The organism is Scytonema sp. UIC 10036 (assembly GCF_009725235.1).
The window spans coordinates 38,648-58,425 of sequence record NZ_WJFC01000025.1 but is presented as its reverse complement, the minus strand read 5'-3'; the positions used below and the strand labels follow the sequence as shown (position 1 = coordinate 58,425).

Here is a 19,778-nt window from a genome sequence, read left to right as displayed (position 1 = left end):
TAATATACAAAAGCCAGTAATCCGATAAACTTACTGGTGTTTAAGTATGAACTACCAGCAATTTCTAACTTTGCTCGCTGTTAATCAGATTGGTTTCATCCAAAAAATCGTCCACGTCTAGCGTTAAATTTGAGAAACATGACGCATGATGAATTTTCTTCCCAATCGGTTAATTTTTTATTGAACCAAAGTCCACCTGCGCTAGTTCATAGCATTACATCGTTCGTTCACCTTAATTTGTGAGTTTGGAGGATTTTGTATGCCATCTATAGCGTTGAGCGTATCTACTGTTAAGCCTCTAGGCGATCGGGTGTTCATCAAGGTTAGTGAGTCCGAAGAGAAAACAACGGGCGGTATTCTTCTGCCTGATAGCGCTAAAGAAAAGCCTCAGGTAGGTGAAATTGTTGCAGTCGGTCTTGGCAAGCTTAATGATAATGGTACCCGTCAGGCAATTGATATTGCAGTTGGGGATCGAGTCCTCTACTCCAAATATGCTGGTACCGACATCAAGCTTGGTACGGAAGAGTATGTCTTGTTGTCTGAGAAGGACATTCTGGCAATTGTTTCATAGTCATTGGTCATTGGTCATTGGTCATTAGTACAACACAAAAGACAAATAACAAAGGACAACTGACAAATAACAAAGGACAAATATGGCAAAGCGCATCATTTACAACGAAAATGCTCGTCGTGCATTAGAAAAAGGAATTGATATTCTAGCTGAGGCAGTAGCTGTTACCCTCGGTCCGAAAGGTCGTAACGTTGTTTTGGAGAAGAAGTTTGGCGCTCCTCAAATTGTCAATGATGGGGTCACCATAGCTAAAGAAATTGAACTGGAAGATCACGTTGAAAACACTGGTGTGTCTTTAATCCGTCAAGCTGCTTCCAAAACAAATGATGCAGCGGGAGATGGCACCACGACAGCAACCGTTTTGGCTCATGCCATTGTCAAAGAAGGATTGCGGAATGTTGCTGCAGGTGCAAACGCCATTCAACTCAAGCGTGGTATCGACAAAGCCACAGGTTTTTTAGTGGACAAGATCAAAGAACATGCTCGTCCTGTAGAAGACTCTAAAGCGATCGCTCAAGTTGCTGCCATCTCTGCCGGAAACGATGAAGTTGTGGGTAGCCTCGTTGCAGAAGCATTAGATAAGGTTGGTCGTGAAGGGGTGATTTCTTTAGAAGAAGGTAAATCAGTCACCACCGAATTAGAAGTCACAGAAGGGTTAAACTTTGACAAGGGCTATATTTCTCCCTATTTTGCGACGGATGCCGATCGATTGGAAGCAGTACTGGATGAACCTTTCCTTCTGTTAACCGATAAGAAAATCGCTTTGGTACAAGATTTAGTACCTATTCTCGAGCAAGTGGCACGTCAAGGCAAACCCTTGGTCATTATTGCCGAAGATATTGAAAAAGAAGCTTTGGCAACTTTGGTTGTTAACCGCCTACGTGGTGTGCTGAATGTAGCAGCTGTGAAAGCACCTGGGTTTGGCGATCGCCGTAAGGCTATCTTGGAAGACATTGCCATTCTTACAGGAGGGCAGTTAATTACAGAAGATGCTGGTTTGAAGTTGGATGCTACCAAGCTCGACCAACTCGGTAGAGCTCGCCGAATCACCATCACCAAAGATAGCACCACCATTGTTGCTGAAGGTAACGAGCAAGCTGTGAAGGCGCGGGTGGAGCAAATCCGTCGGCAAATTGAAGAAACCGAGTCTTCCTATGACAAAGAGAAGTTGCAAGAACGTTTGGCAAAGCTAGCAGGCGGGGTTGCGGTCGTTAAGGTCGGTGCTGCTACCGAAACCGAACTCAAAGACCGCAAACTCCGCCTGGAGGATGCTATTAATGCTACTAAAGCTGCTGTTGAAGAAGGCATTGTTCCCGGTGGTGGGACGACACTGGCACATCTGGCTCCTGGGTTAGAAGACTGGGCTAAGTCTAACTTGGTAGGTGAAGAATTAACGGGGGCGTTAATCGTATCTCGAGCATTGGCTGCTCCTTTGAAACGGATTGCGGAGAATGCGGGTCAAAACGGTGCGATAATTGCGGAGCGAGTGAAAGAGAAAGACTTCAATGTAGGTTACGATGCCACAATCGGCGAGTTCGTGGATCTATTTGAAGCAGGAATTGTTGACCCTGCGAAGGTAACCCGTTCGGCAGTGCAGAATGCAGCATCAATTGCAGGCATGGTGCTGACCACCGAAGCAATTGTAGTTGACAAGCCAGAACCGAAGGAGGCTGCTCCTGCCGCACCTGGTGCTGGTGGCTTAGGTAGCGACTTTGATTACTAATCGTTACATCAAGCAGTAACAGTCAAAATTTTCTCCTCTTCGTTCAATCTCCAGAGGCGATCGCCCCAAATATTGAGATCGCCTCTATTTTCTCTTGTGAATAAACTTTTCTCTACTCAGCAACGCAATCCCTAATGTGACTATACCAATCCCTACACTCTGAATCACGTTTAAAGTTTCGCTAATTGTTGCCCATGCAACCAGAGCTGTTAATGCTGGGCTGCTAGAGCCGATAATAGAAGCAGTATTTGCGCCACTCTTGCGAATTCCTAAATTGTATAGAGAGTGCCCGATAAAGCTCGTCAATTGGGAACTTAAGCGAAGTTAGTCGTCAGTCTTTCCAAAAAATGGCACGGGAAGTAACAAATATCTATCGAGACTCAACTATGTTTGACAAGTATCCTGGAGAGCTAAAATTTGAGGAATTTGAGATTCAAATATAACTGGCAAAGGAAAATCTCGGCAATGCCTTTGCCTTGTACTCCTAAATGTACATAGCAAAGTAGTCCTCATATATTTCAGTATTCGCCGATAGCGTCAGTTCTACTTTTTCACGATCTGCATCCGCCGAACTCTTGCCATTGCTCAAACTTGCTTCTGGCATGAAATCGCCACAGTATTCATTGGCGGGTACGGCTTCGTTCATCTTTTTGGGATAGCTCAAACCCAGATGGCTCATGATTGTAATAAATTGATCGCGGCTACGATACTCGTTCTGAGTCGCTCCGCGAACGCTAAATCGGGGATTGAGGCGTTTTTCTTCGCCAATCGTGGAAACGGTGCGCCCTTTGTAGTCATGGGCGGGATAAACTAGGGTTTCCTCTGGGAGAGTAAATAACTGTTGCGTCACCGTATCGTACAGAATGCCCGCATCGCCTGATTGGAAGTCTGTGCGTCCACAGCCCCGAATCAATAAGGCATCCCCCGTTAACAGATGAGTGTTGTTGACTAAATAAGCCAGATGGCTATCGGTGTGTCCTGGTGTGGAGATCGCCTCAATCTTTACCGCCCCCACAATTAAGGTTTCGCGATCGCCAAGAGAGTGATCTGCAGACCGAGCAGTACTATTTAGGGGCACCATTACCTGACAACCCGTTTGCTGTCTCAGTTTACCTGCCCCGGTGATATGATCGGCATGGATGTGAGTTTCCAAACAGTAGCGCAAGTTCAACCCCAAGTCATCCAGAACTTGTAAATCACGGTCAACCTGTTCCAATACTGTATCAACCAGCACCGCTTCTTTCGTTTGACTGTCCGCAATCAGATAGGTGTAAGTGCTGGATTCCAGGTCAAATAATTGGCGAAACAACAGTGTTGACTGGGGAATGGCAGGTCGAGGAGCTTTGCTGTCTTGTTCAATGGCGCGAGAAAACGGTGAAACGGGACGCACCCGCACTGGGAGTGACTGCAACAAAGTTACCGCTAGTGCCTGTGCCTGCTCACGCAGTTCTGGGACGGCGATCGTTTCAAACAAATTGCCTTTGCGCGGCGTACCCAAGGTATAGAGTAGGGTTGAACGGTTGCTTTGAGCATCGAATACGACACCATCAGCGGCAGTATCCAACCCCAAGCCAATGTCGTTGGGGCGGATCAACCCCTGGTCACGCAAATTGGCGATCAAGGGTTGGGGTGAGCGACGATAATCTGCGTGTACCCCGGTGCAATTCACCACACGGCTAACCTGCAAAACCCAATCCGTTGTTGTTTGGCGTCGGCGAACTGTCACTGCTACCCCGTCAGATGCCGTTTGATAGTCCTGAATGCGTCCGGAGGTAATAGTTAGTTGCCCTGAATCCAGCATTGTCTGGATAACCTTGCCAATTTCGGGGGCAATTCGATGCCGATGTACATCCCAATAGGGGGTGGCGTGGCGCAAAAAACGCTGCTGCTCCACGCGGGGCAGTTGTTGCCAGAGTTGCTGGGTGATGGGACGCAGGGAATCAATCACCGCTCGCCAGTCGTACCCCTGCTTCATTGCCGTCTGCACTTCACTCCGAATGCGCCGCAGCAAGCCCCGAGTCGTTTTGGGTGCGGTGTCTGGGGTTAGGAAGGCGGGGTAGGGTTTTGTTGATTGATGCGGCAGCGGAAACAAGCCCCGGCGAGACACGGCATGAATTTTGCCCCGATGGTTGCGCTCGTGGAGTGCCACCACCATATCCACCATAGTCAGTCCAGTGCCAATTAGCAATACAGGCGCGTTACTCTCAAGCTCTGCTAACGCATCGGCTGACCAGGCATGGCGCAGGTAGAAGTTGTTAGTGCGATCGTTCTGCCGTGATGCTGGAGGTTGAGACACTGGGGGAGGAGTGGGCGCATTTCCTACTGCCAGCACAATTTTATCTGCCACGAAAGTACGGCTGCTTCGCAAGGAGACGATTGCTTGTTTGGCTTGTGGCTCCACTGCTACCACTTCATCGATGACGCGCTCCAGCCGAACGTTACTCGAAGCCGTGGCTTCAGCTTCCTCCAGAATGGATTGGATATAAAGCCCGTAGATCTGACGGGGAATGAAGCTGCTGGCGTTCAAGTCATTGGGTAGGAATGCTGCCAACTCGCTGCGGTTATACTGCAGCCAGCGCAGCAGATGACCGGGATCGTCGGGAAAGGCACTCATCTTGCCTGCGGATACATTAAGCAAATGGCTGGTGGTTTCGGTGCTGTAGGCAACTCCCTTGCCAATTTCGTGACTGCGCTCAATCAACTTGATCAGCAGGGGTCTGTTGGCAGTTTTTAACAGGTGAGCCGCTACTAAAGAACCACTAAAGCCTGCGCCAACGATCGCGATCGTGGTGGTTGAAGGATGTGCTATTTGGACATTAGAATTAATCACGGTGCTTAATATAGTGTATGGCGACTACTTTCGAATAGCAGACTTTTGCTACTAAAAAAATACTATATGACTCTCCTCAGGCACTAATGCTTTAATTAAACGCTTGTAGTAAAAATAATTTGGTTTATTATGCTACATATTTATCCGGTTTTGTGTGTATGATTCAACCTGTAACACCCAACTACCAGAGATCGATCGCAACTACCCAAAGCAACTGCTGTAGTTAGTCCTAACATCCCCGGTCTAACTACTTGGATAAATCGACGACGATTAAATATTAAAACCATAGTTGCTAAAAAAGTTTTGCTAGAAAAGAGTTTTGGAAATTAGGATATTCTTCGGGAGTCAGTAACACTCTTGGAATGTTCACATGACTCGCCTCTATTTTCTCTTGTGAATCAACTTTTCTCTACTCAGCAACGCAATCCCCAATGTGACTATACCAATCCCTACACTCTGAATCACGTTTAAAGTTTCGCTAATCGTTGCCCATGCAACCAGAGCCGTTAATGCTGGGCTGCTAGAGCCGATAATAGAAGCAGTATTTGCGCCGCTCTTGCGAATCCCTAAATTGTATAGAGAGTGTCCGACAAAGCTCGTCAAACCCGAAAAAAGACTGCCAATCCACATAGGTGTCCAATCAAGTTGGGTCATGCTAGGTGGAAACAACAATAAACTAATACCAGAGAGCAGCAAAGTTAAGGCAAAGCTAATCCACGTAAAGGGAACGGGATGGAATTTTTCTAGACATTTTTGGGCGATGACGTTGTAGAAGGCGTAAACTATCCCAGACACAACACTAGCACAAATGCCAATCGTAATGGTATTACTGCTGTAGCTGGTAGAAGATTGGGGAATAGTGAGAACGCCGCCTCCTAGAATAATACTCATAATAAGCCAACGGAAGAGTGTAGGGCGATCGCCAAAAAACTTCCACGACAGTAGTGCTGTGAAGACAGGATAGGTGAAGAAGAGTGCGATTGCAATGCCAGTAGGAATCAAGCCAATCGCAACGTAGAGTAAAGCAATATACACAAACATGAGAACTCCACAGCCAGAGGCTTGGAGCATAACGTCCAAGCGTTTCTGCTTGAACAAACTTAGGAATTCTTGAAGAGCAGATGGATAGAGTTTGAATGCTACAGAAGCCATAAGTGGAACCACCAATAGCATTCGCATAAACATCAGCAAAAATGAATTCTGAAAATCCGGTTTAACGTATCCACCAAGTAAAAATAAACTCAGTACGAGATGTTCTGAAAATAAAACTCGGACAGCAACATTATGCAATGACAAGAACAAGGAGGATAAAAGAACGATCGAGATGCCCAACAAGGTCAAAGGTTCCTTTAGTAGCAACTCTTGTGCTTTACCACAACCATGTCCTGCTCCACAAGAGTATCATCCAATATCAAAAATTACTGCATTTTAAACCCCTGGAGTGTGTCCACCATCAACAAGAATCTCAGCACCTGTAATTGAAGCAGCAAGGTCAGACACTAAAAACAGTGTTAATGCAGCAATTTCTTCTGGCTGGGCGATCCTTTTGAGAGGAATTCCTTGTAAAGTTTCTGCTTTTGCTTGCTCAATTGTAATCCCACGAGCTTGAGCGTTTTGTTCTGCCAAGCGTTCAGCCCGTTCGGTAGCCGTAGCTCCGGGCGAAATAGCATTAATCCGAATGTTGTACTCAGCTAACTCTTTAGATATTCCCCGCGTGAAGTTAAGCAAAGCAGCATTAGTTGTGCCACCAGGAAGGAAGCCGGGACGAGGTGTTCGACCTGCACCGCCAATAATATTGACAATCCGTCCATCCCGTCTATTTTTTTGGTGGGGAACAACAGCTTTAACTAGGCGAATGTAGCCCAGTAATTTTAAGTTCCAAGCATCTAGAAATACATCATCGCTCAGTTCAAGGAAAGACCCTGCACGAGCTGACCCTGCATTATTGACTAAGATATCAATTTGTCCAAACTGTTCGAGTGTGCTTGAAACAACTTTATCAACACTTTCTGCTTGTGTCAGATCGGCTGCGAACGCAATGACTTTCGCTCCTGGTGTGGGTAGGGACTGAATAGCACTAACTGCACTCTCTAATCGTTCTGGGTTACGAGCAGCAATAGTCACATTCACACCTTCAGTATAGAGGGCTTTGGCAATGGCTAAACCAATCCCCGCACTACCACCTGTAACAATTGCTGTTTTACCTGATAAATGTAGTTCCAAGCTCATAAAATAAATTCCTCGATTTGGTTTTCACTATGTACTGTGTGTAACAAATAACCTACTAGTGGTCTACCACATACGTTTCAAAGAGCGATCGAAACTTTGTACCACCTCGTTCCCAGGCGGAGCCTGGGAATGCCTAACGGGAGGCTCCGCCTCCTAAAATCGCTCTGCAGAGCCTCGCACTCTGCTTTCCTAGGTAGAACCTGGGAACGAGAGAGGAAAAATCGTTTTATCCATGAGAATTGGTGTAGCAGAGTACTAATTCTTCTGATTTTTCACTCTTAAAGATTCTTGGGAAAGAGTTGTAATAATATCTCCGAGCGCACGATCGCGATCGCTTTCTTCTGGTGTTTCTTTGCCCAGCGACGTTTCTTTCACTAAGCGGTAAACATCAGCCGCGCCTTGGAAAATTCGCTCTGTCAATTCTAAAGCTTCAAAGGTTTCTGCTATTTCTTCCATTTCCCCAATCCACCGATGTGCTTTTGGTGTCATGGATGGAATGGAACGGGAGAGTATTTTGGCTAGTTCTGGTTGGCTAGTTGATACTTCATCCCAAAGTTGTTCGTCTAAACCAAGGCGATGGGCTGAAATGAGTAATTCTGTGCCAATTGCTGTCAGTCCTTTTGTTAGGGCTGCATAGCACATCTTCAAACCAGAAGCATTACCAATTTCATTGCCAATCGCTCGTATATCTAATCCATAATCGCGCAGTTGTTGGAGTTCAACTGCCTGTTTTCCTGATGCATAGATACGGGTGCGGTTGGGCACTCGTGGAGGCGGGCCAATAATTGATGCATCGACAAATTGTCCGCCTTTTGATTCGATAATATGGGCAATACTTTTTACTTTCTGGGGTGATATAGCGTTACAGTCAGCATATAAAATTCTCTTACCTGTACTGCCTATTACCTCAGCCACTTGTTCTGCTGCTTCAGTTGCGGCGGCGGGTACTAAAACTGATAGCACTACATCTGATTCAATCACCAGTTGTTTAAGGGAACCGACATCCTGAATATTGGCTGAGGCGGCTAATTGTCGAGTGCGTTCGCTCCGTTCATCCAAAGCCGCAATTGTCTTTAATCCATGTTCATTGAGTACAGCGGCTATGGCTTGCCCCATGTCACCTGGACTTAAAATACCAACAGTTTGAATTTGCATGGAAAGCTTGATTCCAAAATGCTACTCAAAGAGTTTTAACATACCTCGTTGGACTCAACTCCCTGTACTGATTGTTCAGCATAGGCTCAGAGCTTGAGTTCCCAAAAAAAGTACGGTAATCTAATAACCATACTGTATTTTTCCTAATGAGAACTTACCACAAATCTATTTTAGGAAGCAAGAAACTGAATGTCTCAAAGAGGATTCTGTCTAGTTAGGATTCGTCATTGGTTATTTGTAAGGGTTTTAGCTTATTTACATACCTTTACATATTTCGGTTTTTCCCACCTACTTAGCTTGAATAAATAACTTGCTTTGAAAACGAGAATCAGATTAGCTAATGGAAAAGATGTATCACATATGTTGGTCATCTATGCACCGATTGTCCGCGAAACAGCAATTTCCTTTGAGCTAGAACCACCTAGCGAAAAGGAGTTTCAACAGCGGATCGAGAGATATCAACAGCAGATGCCTTGGTTAGTTTGCGAAATCAATAGTGAGGTTGTGGGCTATGCTTATGCAAGCCTTTATCGTACTCGTGCGGCTTATCAATCAGTCCACCTCTTTCTGTATCAGAAATAGAAAAAACAACTCAGTGGGATGAAGTATTAACAAGTGGGCTTGTACTGCTGCAAATTTGATTCCGTATAAAATTTCGCCAGTTCTTGTTTACAAAACCCTAAAATATGTCAGAAATTGCCGATTTCTCCCACTTTACCTGTAGTTGCCTTTCCCATCGGACAAAATAGACCCCAGTCATATATTGATAGATCGCAACGAGATTGGTCACCGTTTACATTTCCTTTTAATCTCACACAACAACCTGCTGCTTCTGTACCTTGTGGCTTCACTAAAAATGGTTTACCCGTAGGTATACAAATTGTCGGTGCCAAATACAGAGATTTACTAGTATTGCAAGCAGCTAGAGCGTATGAAACTGTTTTTCCTTTCATCATGCCCTCTAAATTAAATACAAATCTTTTTCAGTAATTTCATCCGAAAATGACTGATGGTTCGATTGCTCTAGCAAGCATCTCAAACCATCGTCTCACCACTCCAAAATAGTTTGCAATATTTAATGTTTGATAAACGAATTATTCGTGTATCATATCTTTATGTTTCGCACTACATATTTTTTGTATGTGTTGTGTAAGAAAAAACACAAAGATTATTCCCCCTCTTCCTTTCGTTAATAACAAGTACATACGCACAGCGTTTCACCCAGAGAGAGCAACATGACAACAACGACTGACCCCGATTTCGGCGCTCGCTCAGCACTACGCCTACTAGGTCCCGATCCGGAAAACTGGGTAAGCGATCGCTCAGGTATCGACCACAACGTCACAATAGTAGGTGGTAGCGGCAGCGGCAGCGTCTTTGCATTTGCGCTACGACGTGTCGGCATCGGTCGCGTGACTGTGATTGATGCAGCTGAGGACGAGGCACGTGCTGGGGTGTGGCTTACGCGAGCGCGGATGAAAAAGCTACGCACACCGAAGAACCTACCCGGTCCCGAACTGGGCATCCCGGAACTTTCTTTCCAAGCTTGGTATGAGGCTCGGCACGGTGCTGAGGCATACGCGGCGCTCGATCGCATTCCGCGAGTGAAGTGGGCTGAGTATCTCAGCTGGTATCGACAGTTCCTGGGCATCTCAGTTCGATACCGGACGAAATTGGTGCGGGTTGAGCCAGCCGAAGGTTTCTTTCGCATGCACCTTGAGGTAAACGGTGTCCCGCAGGTGGAAACCACGCGTAAGATTATCTTCGCCAATGGTGTAGCAGGCACTGGTGGTCCATACATACCGCCTGTACTAACTGACTTACCAAGCACGCTGTATGCTCACACCGCCTCCGAGATCGACTTTGACGCACTGCGCGGTAAGACTGTGGCAGTTATAGGTGCTGCGGCTTCAGCTTTTGATGCAGCAGCGGTGGCGCTGGAATCAGGAGCGAAAGCAGTACACTTGTTCGCACGGCGCTCGACTATCGCATCTCTACCAGTGATTCGGGTGCGGGGTTATCCTGGTGCATACTACAACTATCCACAACTACCAGATGCGGCTCGCTGGTATCAAGCTTGGCGCTTTCGTCAAGCAGGCTCCACACCACCACCTGATGCGATTGAGCGAGCGATAAGCCGGGTACGGCTTGCGCCAAGGGCGATCGCGTTTTCTAACTTCCACCTGCATCTGTCTGCACCTTGGAGAACGGCGCAGGAAAAGGGCGGTCGTATCGTCGTTCACCTGAGCGACGATATTTTCGAGTTTGATTTTGCGATCGCTGGTACTGGTTACTTTGTTGACCCAACAAAACGTCCCGAACTAGCCGACTTTGCCCATCACATCGCCCTCTGGCGCGATCGCTACGAGCCACCAGCCGACCAGCGCGACGACGATTTAGGGACACATCCTTACCTTGGCAGCGCCCATGAATACCTAGAGAAAGTACCTGACAGTGCGCCATACCTCAAGGACATTCACGTTTTCAACCCAGCAGGCTTCGTGAGCTTCGGGTTACCTATCGGTGACGTACCTAGTATCCGGCGTGACGTACCAGCAATAGTAGGACGCATTAGCCACGATTTGTTTTTCGCAGACTGGGAGCAGCACGAAGCACGGATTACCAGCGACAAGATCGCGCCGGACTTTCAGGATTCACTATATGCCAAAGCAGTGTGGAAACAGCCAGCAACGGTGGCAATTAGCTAGTAAACGTTAGGAGTAACGAATATGCCAGTAGAACAACGCTCTTACAATAGTAGTAATGGTTCATTACCATATCTTTTCTCATCAGTCGCTGACAATGTCAGTAAACCCGCGCCCCTTGTACTTTTTCTACACGGAGCGAGAGATCGCGGTAACGATCTAAATGTGCTGCTGAAATGGGGTCTACCTCGTTTCGTAGATATTTCCAGCCCATTACCTTATGTCTTTGCAGCCCCCCAACTTCCTGAAGGACAGACTTGGGTGGAGCGAGAGTCAGATGTTATTGCTTTGCTTGACGATCTCATCGCCTCTCATCTCATCGATCCGTATCGTGTCATCTTGTCTGGGTTCAGCTTAGGTACGGCTGGCGCTTGGCATATAGCCGCTTCCCATCCCGGACGCTTCGCTGGTTTGGTAGCAGTATCAGGGCGTGTACCCAAGACCTTAGAAGAAACTCAATTAGCTGCGCTCAAAGAAATTCCCATCCAAATATTCCAAGGAGGAAAAGACGAAAAACTACCGATTGAGGATACAGAGTCTATTGTCGCTACTTTGCGCGGACTGGGGGGAACAGTAGATTTTACTGTACTGCCTGACGGCGATCATTTTATTGCAGATGAAGTGTACAGCGATCCGAAGTTGCAACAGTGGCTGGTTTCGCAAAGCCGTCGCAACACTGCCCTAGTTGTCTGATACACTATGTCTTACGCTCCATCCGATTTCTGGAACCAAACCTTCGCTAAATGGAAGGATGCTGGAACTGATTTAGATTGGGGAACCCAATGGACGAATGTTCATCTTCCGTTCCTCAAATCTGCCAATGTTAAAACCTTACTTGACCTTGGTTGCGGGTCAGGGAACGACGTGTTACGTCTTGCAAAACAAGGCTTTACAGTCATTGGTATGGATTTTTCAGATGAGGCAGTGCGACAAGGACGCGAGAAAGCAGAAAAGCTAGGACTAAACGCACAGTTTGTCATTGCAGACATGGCAAAACCTTTGCCATTTCAGAGTGCAAGCTTTGATGCTGTCATGTCCAATGTTGCCATCCATATGTTTTCAGATCGGATTACACGCGAGTTGTTTAAAGAAATTCGACGAATAGTCCGCCCCGAAGGATTATTTGTTTTCCACGTTAATTCTACAGAAGACGCTTTAGTTCGGGCAGAACGCCACCCTCCCATACGCGAAATAGAGCCAAATTACTTTCTAGAACGTGATGGACAAACTATGCATTTTTTCTCTAAAGAATATTTGCTAGACCTGTTATCTGACTGGAAAGATGTAGAGCTAAAACATTACGAAATATTGCACGAGCAAACAGGCAAGCGATTTAAATGTATTTGGTGGGGTAAAGCAATAAATACAACCTAACTAAACTGCGAGCGCAATTTTTACCGAACAAACTCATACCATTTTGGATTTTAGATTTTAGATTTTGGATTGAGAAAGTCTTGTCTGGACTACATTTCACTCAACTATCTGTAGCATTATTCTTTCAAATTGGTCTCAGTTTCTAAATTCTACTTTTTTCAATCAACAACGCTCGAGATCGCCATGACGTTACCAACTACAAATCTAGGTAAAACAGGATTGACTGTTTCGCGCCTCTCTCTTGGTACCATGACTTTTGGATTGCAGACTGATGAAGAAACTTCCAGGGTCATCCTCGATACAGCTGCTAATGCTGGTATTAACTTTCTGGATACAGCTGATGTTTATCCCCTTGGCGGTGGAATTGACACTGCTGGACGCACCGAAGAAATCATTGGGCGCTGGCTCAAAGGCAAACGCGAACATTTTATCCTAGCGACTAAGGCTGTGGGCAAGGTTGGTCCTGCACCTTGGGATCGGGGTGCTTCGCGCAAACATCTTTTAGATGCGATCGATGCTTCCCTCAGACGACTGCAAACTGATTATGTGGATCTGTATCAATTGCACTCTGATGATGCCTCAACCCCTTTGGATGAGACTTTAGAAGCTCTGGACACGATAGTTCGGTCTGGTAAAGCACGTTATATTGGGGTTTCTAACTTCTTAGCTTACCGACTCAGCCGCGCTTTAGGTCGTGCTGATGTTCGCAATCTCACTCGCTTTGTCTCAATTCAACCCCGCTACAATTTGTTGTTCCGCGAAATTGAGCGGGAACTCTTGCCTCTAGCGCAAGAAGAAGGGCTTGGTGTAATTCCTTACAATCCATTGGCAGGAGGTTTGCTTACTGGTAAACACAATCTTGCTCAAGGTCCCACCGAAGGAACTCGTTTCACCTTAGGTGCGGCTGCTGAACGTTATCAAGAACGTTATTGGCACGATCGCGAGTTCAATACTGTTGAGGAATTACGTACAGTAGCGGATTTGGCTGGATTGTCACTCACCACCCTAGCAGTGGCTTGGGTACTAGCTAATCCGATTATTACTGCTCCCATTATTGGCGCTAGCCGTCCAGAACAACTTGCTGACACTCTTAAGGCAGTAGAAGTCAAACTTGATGACAATTTAAAACAAAAACTAGACGACATCACTGCTGAATATCGTAAAGGAGATTCTGTGCGCTAAGCTAGCTAATCCAGCTATTCGATATCATGTCCGGTAACACAACCATAATTAAAGTTGCTTAGTTCCTTAGCGTCTTTGCGTCTTTGCGTGAGCTTTATTTAGGGTATGCAAGCGGACATGATATGAGGCATGAATGTCATTCTAATGCGTCGGTTGCCAACTGTACAATAAGCCCATCGTATTAAAGAGCGCTGTAAGTGTTGAAAGTTAGTTCTTGTCAGTCTATTAGGGAGAAACTTCAGTGATACGACGCGATCGCCGTTCTTTAATCAAAAGATCACGTTCATCTCAACCGTTCCAACGTGCTGGCGATGCGCCACCTCTGCCATCAACACCATTCAGGTTCATTTGCTATTTTGTTAACCAGTTCCGTTGGTGGTATGTGGCAATGGTAATTTTGGAGGTGATACACGCGACCTGTGGTATCATGCTGCCTTATGCCATTGGCGAGATTATCCGAAGCGTGACCCGATCTATGGGCGACACCAGACCCATTTTTGATGCAGTGAGACAACCTTTGATGCTGTTTACTGCTTTGAGTATAGGTGAAGTGGTATTCGGGCGCTCGGCTGGTCTCTTGCAGACTCTCCTCCACCCGATCCACCGACAGCAAATCGTCCGCTCCCTATATGCATACTTACAACAACATTCGCATCGCTATCTAAGCAGTAGTTTTGCTGGGGCATTGGCACATCGTATTAGCGAAACCTCTCTGGGTGTGACGCAAACGATGCAAATGATGATTACTGAATTTATGCCAGTCATTATTGTATATGTTGTCTCCGTAATATTACTCTATCGCGCCTATCCTCCTCTTGCTGCACTAGTCGGGGTATGGGCAGTTCTTTTCATCAGTATTTCGTTTTGGTTAGCAACTCGTTGCCGAATTTACTCTCGAAGAGCTGCTGCTGCAAGAAGTGAGACAACTGGCATTATCGTAGATTCAGTAACAAATCTCACTAGTAGTCGCCTGTTTGCTCGTTTGGGTTTTGAACGACGTTATTTGAATGAGCGATTAAAGTACGAACTCAAAGAGGTGAGAAAGTCAAACTGGTACTCGGAGCGAATCCGCTGGTTTCAGTTTATCTCAGCAGCTATTCTAAAAATCGGCACTCTGTATTACTCGCTCTACCTTTGGAGTCAAGGCAAAATTGCTGCTGCTGACTTCGTGGTAGCCACTAGTTTATCGCTGTTGATTATTAGTGAAGCTCGTAATTTAAGTAAACGATTTCTAGAATTCTTTGAACATATCGGTAATATTGCTAATGGTGTCTACACTATTGTTCAACCTCACGAGTTGGTCGATCGCGATAACGCCATTGCCCATTCAATTACTCAGGGGCGCATTGAATTTCGGCAAGTCAATTTTAACTATTCAACTGAGAAAAAAGTATTCCACAACCTTTCTGTTATCATTGAACCCGGTCAACGTGTGGGGCTAGTGGGCTACTCCGGCTCTGGTAAATCTACTTTTGTCAATTTGATTTTGCGGTTGTTCGATCCCCAATCTGGACAAATTCTCATAGATGGAGTCGATATTCGAGATATGACTCAGGATGCCCTCCACTCCCAGATCAGCTTGATTCCTCAAGATCCATCTTTGTTCCATCGCACGTTACTAGAAAATATTCGTTATGGGCGACTCGAAGCAAGGGATGAAGAAGTTTTTGAAGCAGCATCTAAAGCTTATGCTCACGATTTTATCACGCCAATGGCAGAGGGTTATTATTCTCTAGTGGGGGAACGCGGTGTTAAACTATCAGGAGGACAGAGACAGCGTATTGCGATCGCTCGGGTTATTCTCAAAGATGCACCAATCCTGATTTTAGATGAAGCCACCTCCAGCCTCGACTCGATTACCGAAAAAGCGATCCAAGATACCCTAGATTCAGTGATGCATAATAAAACAACGATTGTAGTAGCGCATCGCTTGTCTACTATCGCCCATCTAGACCGCATTTTGGTGTTCAATGCCGGTCGCATTGTCGAAGATGGTACTCATGCCGAACTCTTGGCACGCGGCGGTGCTTACTCTAGGTTATGGAAAATGCAGGTAGATGGATTCCTTCCTGCAGAAGCGGTCTAAGTAAGTCAGCAAAATTAAACTTAACTAGTGAGGCTCGTCATTTGTCATTTGTCTTTGGTGAGTTCAGCCCTGTAGAAAGGTTTCCTTTCGTAGGAGACTGGCGTATAGCCCTAGCGGGCAATAGCCTACGGCATCCCGTTCGCGGAGCGTTCGCTTTGCGCTTAGCGTCTCCCTAAGGAGATACCCAAAGGGTAAGGATTTCAGATATATTCACATTTTGTAATATAGTTCGGTTTATTTGTTCGCATATATGATATTTTTGATCGTGTTCTATTGATAAGCATTGTGGAAATCGGACATCGTAGCCAGATATATAAAGACAACAGTCCTCTCACAAAGCCTGGAGAGAGGATGTTATTATAAAAAAATTTGCTTATATTATGATAATTAATCCCGAAAATATCCCTCAGAGAACCACTTCAAATTACCCCGAACAATTTCAATCGCGAGTAACTGGGCGCATTAAACAAGCTGTAGGGAACGCAGCAGGAATCAAGAACTTTGGTGTTAATTTAGTCCAGCTTTCACCGGGAAGTTGTTCAGCACTTAGGCATTGACATAGCAAGCAGGATGAATTTATATATGTGATTGAAGGTGAAATTACATTAATGATTGATTCTGCAGAACAACTATTAAGACCTGGAATGATGGCAGGCTTTCACTTTATTTTGACCCAGGCAAACTTATACTTAATACAAGTAGGTCGTCTATTTTAAATTTAAGCAAACGTCTACTCCGTAAGACTTTTTGGTTTGATTAAGGCGTTCGCTATAGTAAGCGTCGTCATAAAACTTTATTGGCGTCGAAATCAATAGCTGGTCTTAATTTGGGCTTTAAAAGTTAAATTATTAAAAATCACCACCTTTTAACACACAAACGGTACGTTTATGCCTATAATTTGTATTTTCGGCAAACTTAATATTAAATACCGCGATCGTTGCCATAAGGGAAAATAAGTCTTTCAAGCCATAATCCGGCAAACTTATACTTTAATAAACGGCAAACTTTTCCTTTAAGTCACACACAATAATGCCGCGACAATAATTCGCGAACATGTGCTAATTCATGTTTACCAGGGAATAGAGAAACGACGTCACCGCCTGCATTCAACATGGCCATACCAACGAGGAGACCCACCATGCAGAACCCTCTGAAGCTCGGATTCTTCATCCAGCCCGTCCATCCACCTCTTCGCCCCTATGCGGACGTTCTCCGCGAGGACCGCGAAGCGGTTGTGCTGGCGGATCGACTCGGCTATCGAGAAGCGTTCATCGGCGAGCATCTCGTAGACTCGGCCGAGACGATCGCATCGAGCCTCGCTTTCATCGCGCATCTGGCCGATGCGTGCCCGTCGATCACCTTCGGCACCGGCGTGCTGCCGCTTGCCAACTACCACCCGGCGATGGCGGCGGCCCAGGTCGCGATGGTTGACCACCTGGTGCATGGTCGGCTCGTGCTGGGAGTGGGACCGGGCGTTCGCGGCGACGCGGAGGCCATCGGAGACCTGGGATCGGACCGCAACCGCAAGACCCAGGAGGCGCTCGATCATATGTGCCGGATTTGGAGCGAAGAGCCGCCATACCGGATCGCAGGCGAGTTCTACCAGACGACCACGGAGCGCTCGCTCGATCGGCAGATCGGGCTGGGCGTCGCAGTCCGCCCGCTGCAAAGACCGCATCCGCCGATCGCAATCACCTCGATCCGGCCGGATGGACAAGGGCCGCACGCTGCGGGATCTCGCGGCTGGACTGGAATCTCGGCGACCTACGTGGGTGCGTATGTCGTCCGTGCGCAGATCCAGAGCTACCTGGAAGGCCGACGCTCGGCGGGCCTCTCCGTCGATCCCTCTGGGTGGCGCGTGGCGCGCAGCGTCTTTGTGGCCGATGACGAGATTACGGCGCGTCGCTATGCGTATGGCGAGGACGGTGCCCACGGCTTCTACTTCCACGTCATGCGGACGAAGCTTGCGAAGGCCGGCGCGCTGAACGTGATGCGCGACTTTTCCAACCAGCCGGATTCCGAGCTCACGACCCGGCGGTGCATCGAGCGTCTCGTGATAGCGGGAACTCCGGAGAGCGTCGCAGACCAGATTCTCGAATTCCGCGAAGAGGTCGGCGCGTTCGGTACCCTGCTCTATACGGGCCATGACTGGACCGATCCAGCGCTCGCGCGGCGCTCCATGGATCTCATGGCGAACGAGGTCTTGCCCCGGATCGAGCGAGCCGTGCAAGGGACGACACCGAATGGGTACACTGGCGGGTCGGTATAATCTGACTGATGCATGGCCAGGTCAAATTTTAACCTAGAGACGGTTAAAAAAGAAGAATTTATTAGCAAGATCGGTACTGGCATTCCTGCTAAACCTCCAGAAATGGAAGCCACCCTACGCTATAACCAGGGGCGTTAGATGAATAATACAACAACCAAACCTGTAGTTCTAGGACTACGGGAGAATCTTGCACAGTTCAGTTTGCTCATCTCGATCAATGCCTTTGTTGGAGGCATGGTTGGGATAGAGCGTATCATTTTGCCATTACTTGCTGAGCAGGATTTTGGGCTAGCATCCAAAAGCTCGATTCTCTCGTTTATTAGCCATCTTGAAACCCCTATCCGTCCTGCATCAAACTTGTCCTAACAGCTTTGGCGACTGCTATAATTTGTCAAGAATTGACGGAGATCGAAGTCGAACCGTCAAGAATTAAAACTTCTTCCCTTTTCCCAGTCTCCAGTTTCAGGAGGTATAAACATGAAAACAGAACACGAAAGACAAGAAATAATTAAAGCTATCAACATACTGCTAAATCAAGCTTACGATAGTACTTTAGATGAGATTTACGCATTACTACAAAAAATTGAAGCTGAAGAGGATGAAAACGATTTAAGAGCCTATAATGCTGTTAAAAGTGATATGGAAAATAATAGTCTTATCGCATGGGATGAAATTAAAAAGGAAATTGCTGATGAAAGAAAAAAGGACGTAGCGTGAATTACGAAATTAAATTCACAAAAGCTGCGCGAAAAATGTTTAGAAAACTATCTCAAGAATTGCAAGAGCGCATACAAATCAAAATAGATAACTTAGCAATAGAACCACGTCCTAACGGAGTTAAAAAGTTACAAGGTAAAGAAAATTCTTATCGAATTAGAGTAGGTGATTATCGCATTATATACGATATTTTTGATAATGTTTTATTGATAAGCATTGTGGAAATCGGACATCGTAGCCAGGTATATAAAGACAACACTTAACAATCAAGAAAACTTTGATGGGCAATGCCCACCTGGTTCTATCAAAGTAATTGTTTATACTAACAAGTTATAAGGTTTTCAGGCTCGCATCTATAATCCAGTTCCCCTGCTAATTTGTTGCTGGGCAGACTGCCGAAGCTACATATATCCGCTTGGGAATTACTTTTTGTTCCACCATCCAATCAGCAACTTCTTGAAGATCGGCAATTACTTTCGGTTCTAAAGGCACTACTATCATCCAAATCCCTCTCGGCTCTTATTTCTTTCATGATTTCCATAAAATCTGGGTCGTCCTGAAAAATTCCCGCAAACTTCATGAGAGGGCTTTGAAAAGTAACTGGTTGTATCGGCATCGGAATCTGAATTATTTCAGCTTTAGCTAGACGCTTCTGTAACAACTGCTGAACTTTCTCGACCGCGCCTTGTTTAGTTTCATCACTTATTTGGCAATCAGGAACTTCTAAGACGGTGGCTGTGGTAAAGCCATCGGCTCTACTTTCTAATAAAATATTCCAATTATTCACTTTTATTTACCTAGCGTAAGTTTAACAAGTTAATTTAGAATACATTCTAATTATACCGATTTTCAAAACCTAAGTATAGAACACTGGTTGGCAATCTGACCTTGACTGTATGAACTACCCCACCGCATCGAATGGCGGATGGGGAATTCC

Annotated in this window: 19 protein-coding genes and 1 pseudogene; 14 read left to right on the top strand and 6 right to left on the bottom strand. The window is 46.1% G+C overall.

The features are described from left to right. Window positions 1–259: 259 nt before the first annotated feature. Window positions 260–571, top strand: coding sequence for a co-chaperone GroES (gene groES / locus F7734_RS14265; protein WP_155745334.1), 312 nt, complete (start codon window positions 260–262; stop codon window positions 569–571). An 82-nt stretch (window positions 572–653) separates the two neighbouring features. Further along, window positions 654–2,294 (top strand): chaperonin GroEL, encoded by a 1,641-nt coding sequence (gene groL / locus F7734_RS14260; RefSeq protein WP_155745333.1) that lies wholly within the window; start codon window positions 654–656, stop codon window positions 2,292–2,294. Between the two features lie 84 nt (window positions 2,295–2,378). Here groL and F7734_RS14255 read toward each other — a convergent pair whose 3' ends face one another. From F7734_RS14255 to F7734_RS14235, 5 genes are all read right to left on the bottom strand, one after another. After that, entirely contained in the window at window positions 2,379–2,600 is a 222-nt protein-coding gene (locus F7734_RS14255; RefSeq protein ID WP_243146880.1) for a DMT family transporter, read from the bottom strand. 178 nt (window positions 2,601–2,778) lie between these two features. Further along, a complete protein-coding gene (locus F7734_RS66115; RefSeq protein WP_347566199.1) occupies window positions 2,779–5,124 on the bottom strand; it encodes an FAD/NAD(P)-binding protein in 2,346 nt (781 codons plus the stop codon). A gap of 381 nt (window positions 5,125–5,505) precedes the next feature. Further along, window positions 5,506–6,483 carry a DMT family transporter gene (locus F7734_RS14245; protein WP_243146879.1) on the bottom strand — a complete coding sequence of 326 codons (978 nt, stop codon included), beginning with the start codon at window positions 6,481–6,483 and terminating at the stop codon, window positions 5,506–5,508. A gap of 69 nt (window positions 6,484–6,552) precedes the next feature. Next, window positions 6,553–7,353 carry an SDR family oxidoreductase gene (locus F7734_RS14240; protein ID WP_155745332.1) on the bottom strand — a complete coding sequence of 267 codons (801 nt, stop codon included), beginning with the start codon at window positions 7,351–7,353 and terminating at the stop codon, window positions 6,553–6,555. 255 nt (window positions 7,354–7,608) lie between these two features. Next, a complete protein-coding gene (locus F7734_RS14235; protein WP_155745331.1) occupies window positions 7,609–8,508 on the bottom strand; it encodes an NAD(P)-dependent oxidoreductase in 900 nt (299 codons plus the stop codon). A gap of 315 nt (window positions 8,509–8,823) precedes the next feature. On the opposite strand from F7734_RS14235, the gene F7734_RS14230 reads away from it, so the two are divergent. From F7734_RS14230 to F7734_RS14180, 12 genes and pseudogenes are all read left to right on the top strand, one after another. Then, window positions 8,824–9,090, top strand: a complete 267-nt coding sequence (locus tag F7734_RS14230; protein ID WP_243146878.1) for a GNAT family N-acetyltransferase — start codon at window positions 8,824–8,826, stop codon at window positions 9,088–9,090. 114 nt (window positions 9,091–9,204) lie between these two features. Then, window positions 9,205–9,498: an amidase family protein gene (locus F7734_RS14225; protein WP_243146877.1), complete on the top strand. Its 294-nt coding sequence runs from the start codon at window positions 9,205–9,207 to the stop codon at window positions 9,496–9,498. A 245-nt stretch (window positions 9,499–9,743) separates the two neighbouring features. Next, window positions 9,744–11,216 (top strand): NAD(P)-binding domain-containing protein, encoded by a 1,473-nt coding sequence (locus tag F7734_RS14220; RefSeq protein ID WP_155745330.1) that lies wholly within the window; start codon window positions 9,744–9,746, stop codon window positions 11,214–11,216. A gap of 21 nt (window positions 11,217–11,237) precedes the next feature. Beyond that, on the top strand, window positions 11,238–11,906 hold the full coding sequence (locus tag F7734_RS14215; RefSeq protein WP_155745329.1) for a dienelactone hydrolase family protein: 669 nt from the start codon (window positions 11,238–11,240) through the stop codon (window positions 11,904–11,906). 6 nt (window positions 11,907–11,912) lie between these two features. Then, on the top strand, window positions 11,913–12,587 hold the full coding sequence (locus tag F7734_RS14210) for a class I SAM-dependent methyltransferase (protein ID WP_155745328.1): 675 nt from the start codon (window positions 11,913–11,915) through the stop codon (window positions 12,585–12,587). A gap of 183 nt (window positions 12,588–12,770) precedes the next feature. Further along, window positions 12,771–13,769 carry an aldo/keto reductase gene (locus F7734_RS14205; RefSeq protein ID WP_155745327.1) on the top strand — a complete coding sequence of 333 codons (999 nt, stop codon included), beginning with the start codon at window positions 12,771–12,773 and terminating at the stop codon, window positions 13,767–13,769. A 241-nt stretch (window positions 13,770–14,010) separates the two neighbouring features. Continuing rightward, a complete protein-coding gene (locus F7734_RS14200; protein ID WP_347566198.1) occupies window positions 14,011–15,855 on the top strand; it encodes an ABC transporter ATP-binding protein in 1,845 nt (614 codons plus the stop codon). 380 nt (window positions 15,856–16,235) lie between these two features. Next, window positions 16,236–16,514, top strand: a pseudogene (locus F7734_RS63420) (cupin domain-containing protein); the annotation flags it as partial. A gap of 479 nt (window positions 16,515–16,993) precedes the next feature. After that, window positions 16,994–18,124: an LLM class flavin-dependent oxidoreductase gene (locus F7734_RS14195; protein WP_166481903.1), complete on the top strand. Its 1,131-nt coding sequence runs from the start codon at window positions 16,994–16,996 to the stop codon at window positions 18,122–18,124. 138 nt (window positions 18,125–18,262) lie between these two features. Further along, the gene (locus F7734_RS14190) at window positions 18,263–18,490 is read left to right on the top strand and encodes a hypothetical protein (RefSeq protein ID WP_207714099.1); all 228 of its coding nucleotides are present in this window, start codon (window positions 18,263–18,265) and stop codon (window positions 18,488–18,490) included. A 111-nt stretch (window positions 18,491–18,601) separates the two neighbouring features. Continuing rightward, the gene (locus F7734_RS14185) at window positions 18,602–18,841 is read left to right on the top strand and encodes a hypothetical protein (RefSeq protein WP_155745325.1); all 240 of its coding nucleotides are present in this window, start codon (window positions 18,602–18,604) and stop codon (window positions 18,839–18,841) included. Beyond that, the gene (locus tag F7734_RS14180) at window positions 18,838–19,104 is read left to right on the top strand and encodes a type II toxin-antitoxin system RelE/ParE family toxin (protein ID WP_166481902.1); all 267 of its coding nucleotides are present in this window, start codon (window positions 18,838–18,840) and stop codon (window positions 19,102–19,104) included. Before F7734_RS14185 ends, F7734_RS14180 begins: the two co-directional genes overlap by 4 nt. Before the next feature lie 182 nt (window positions 19,105–19,286). Here the strand turns inward: F7734_RS14180 and F7734_RS14175 are convergent, their stop codons facing one another. Then, window positions 19,287–19,628 (bottom strand): hypothetical protein, encoded by a 342-nt coding sequence (locus F7734_RS14175; protein ID WP_166481901.1) that lies wholly within the window; start codon window positions 19,626–19,628, stop codon window positions 19,287–19,289. Window positions 19,629–19,778 lie beyond the last annotated feature (150 nt).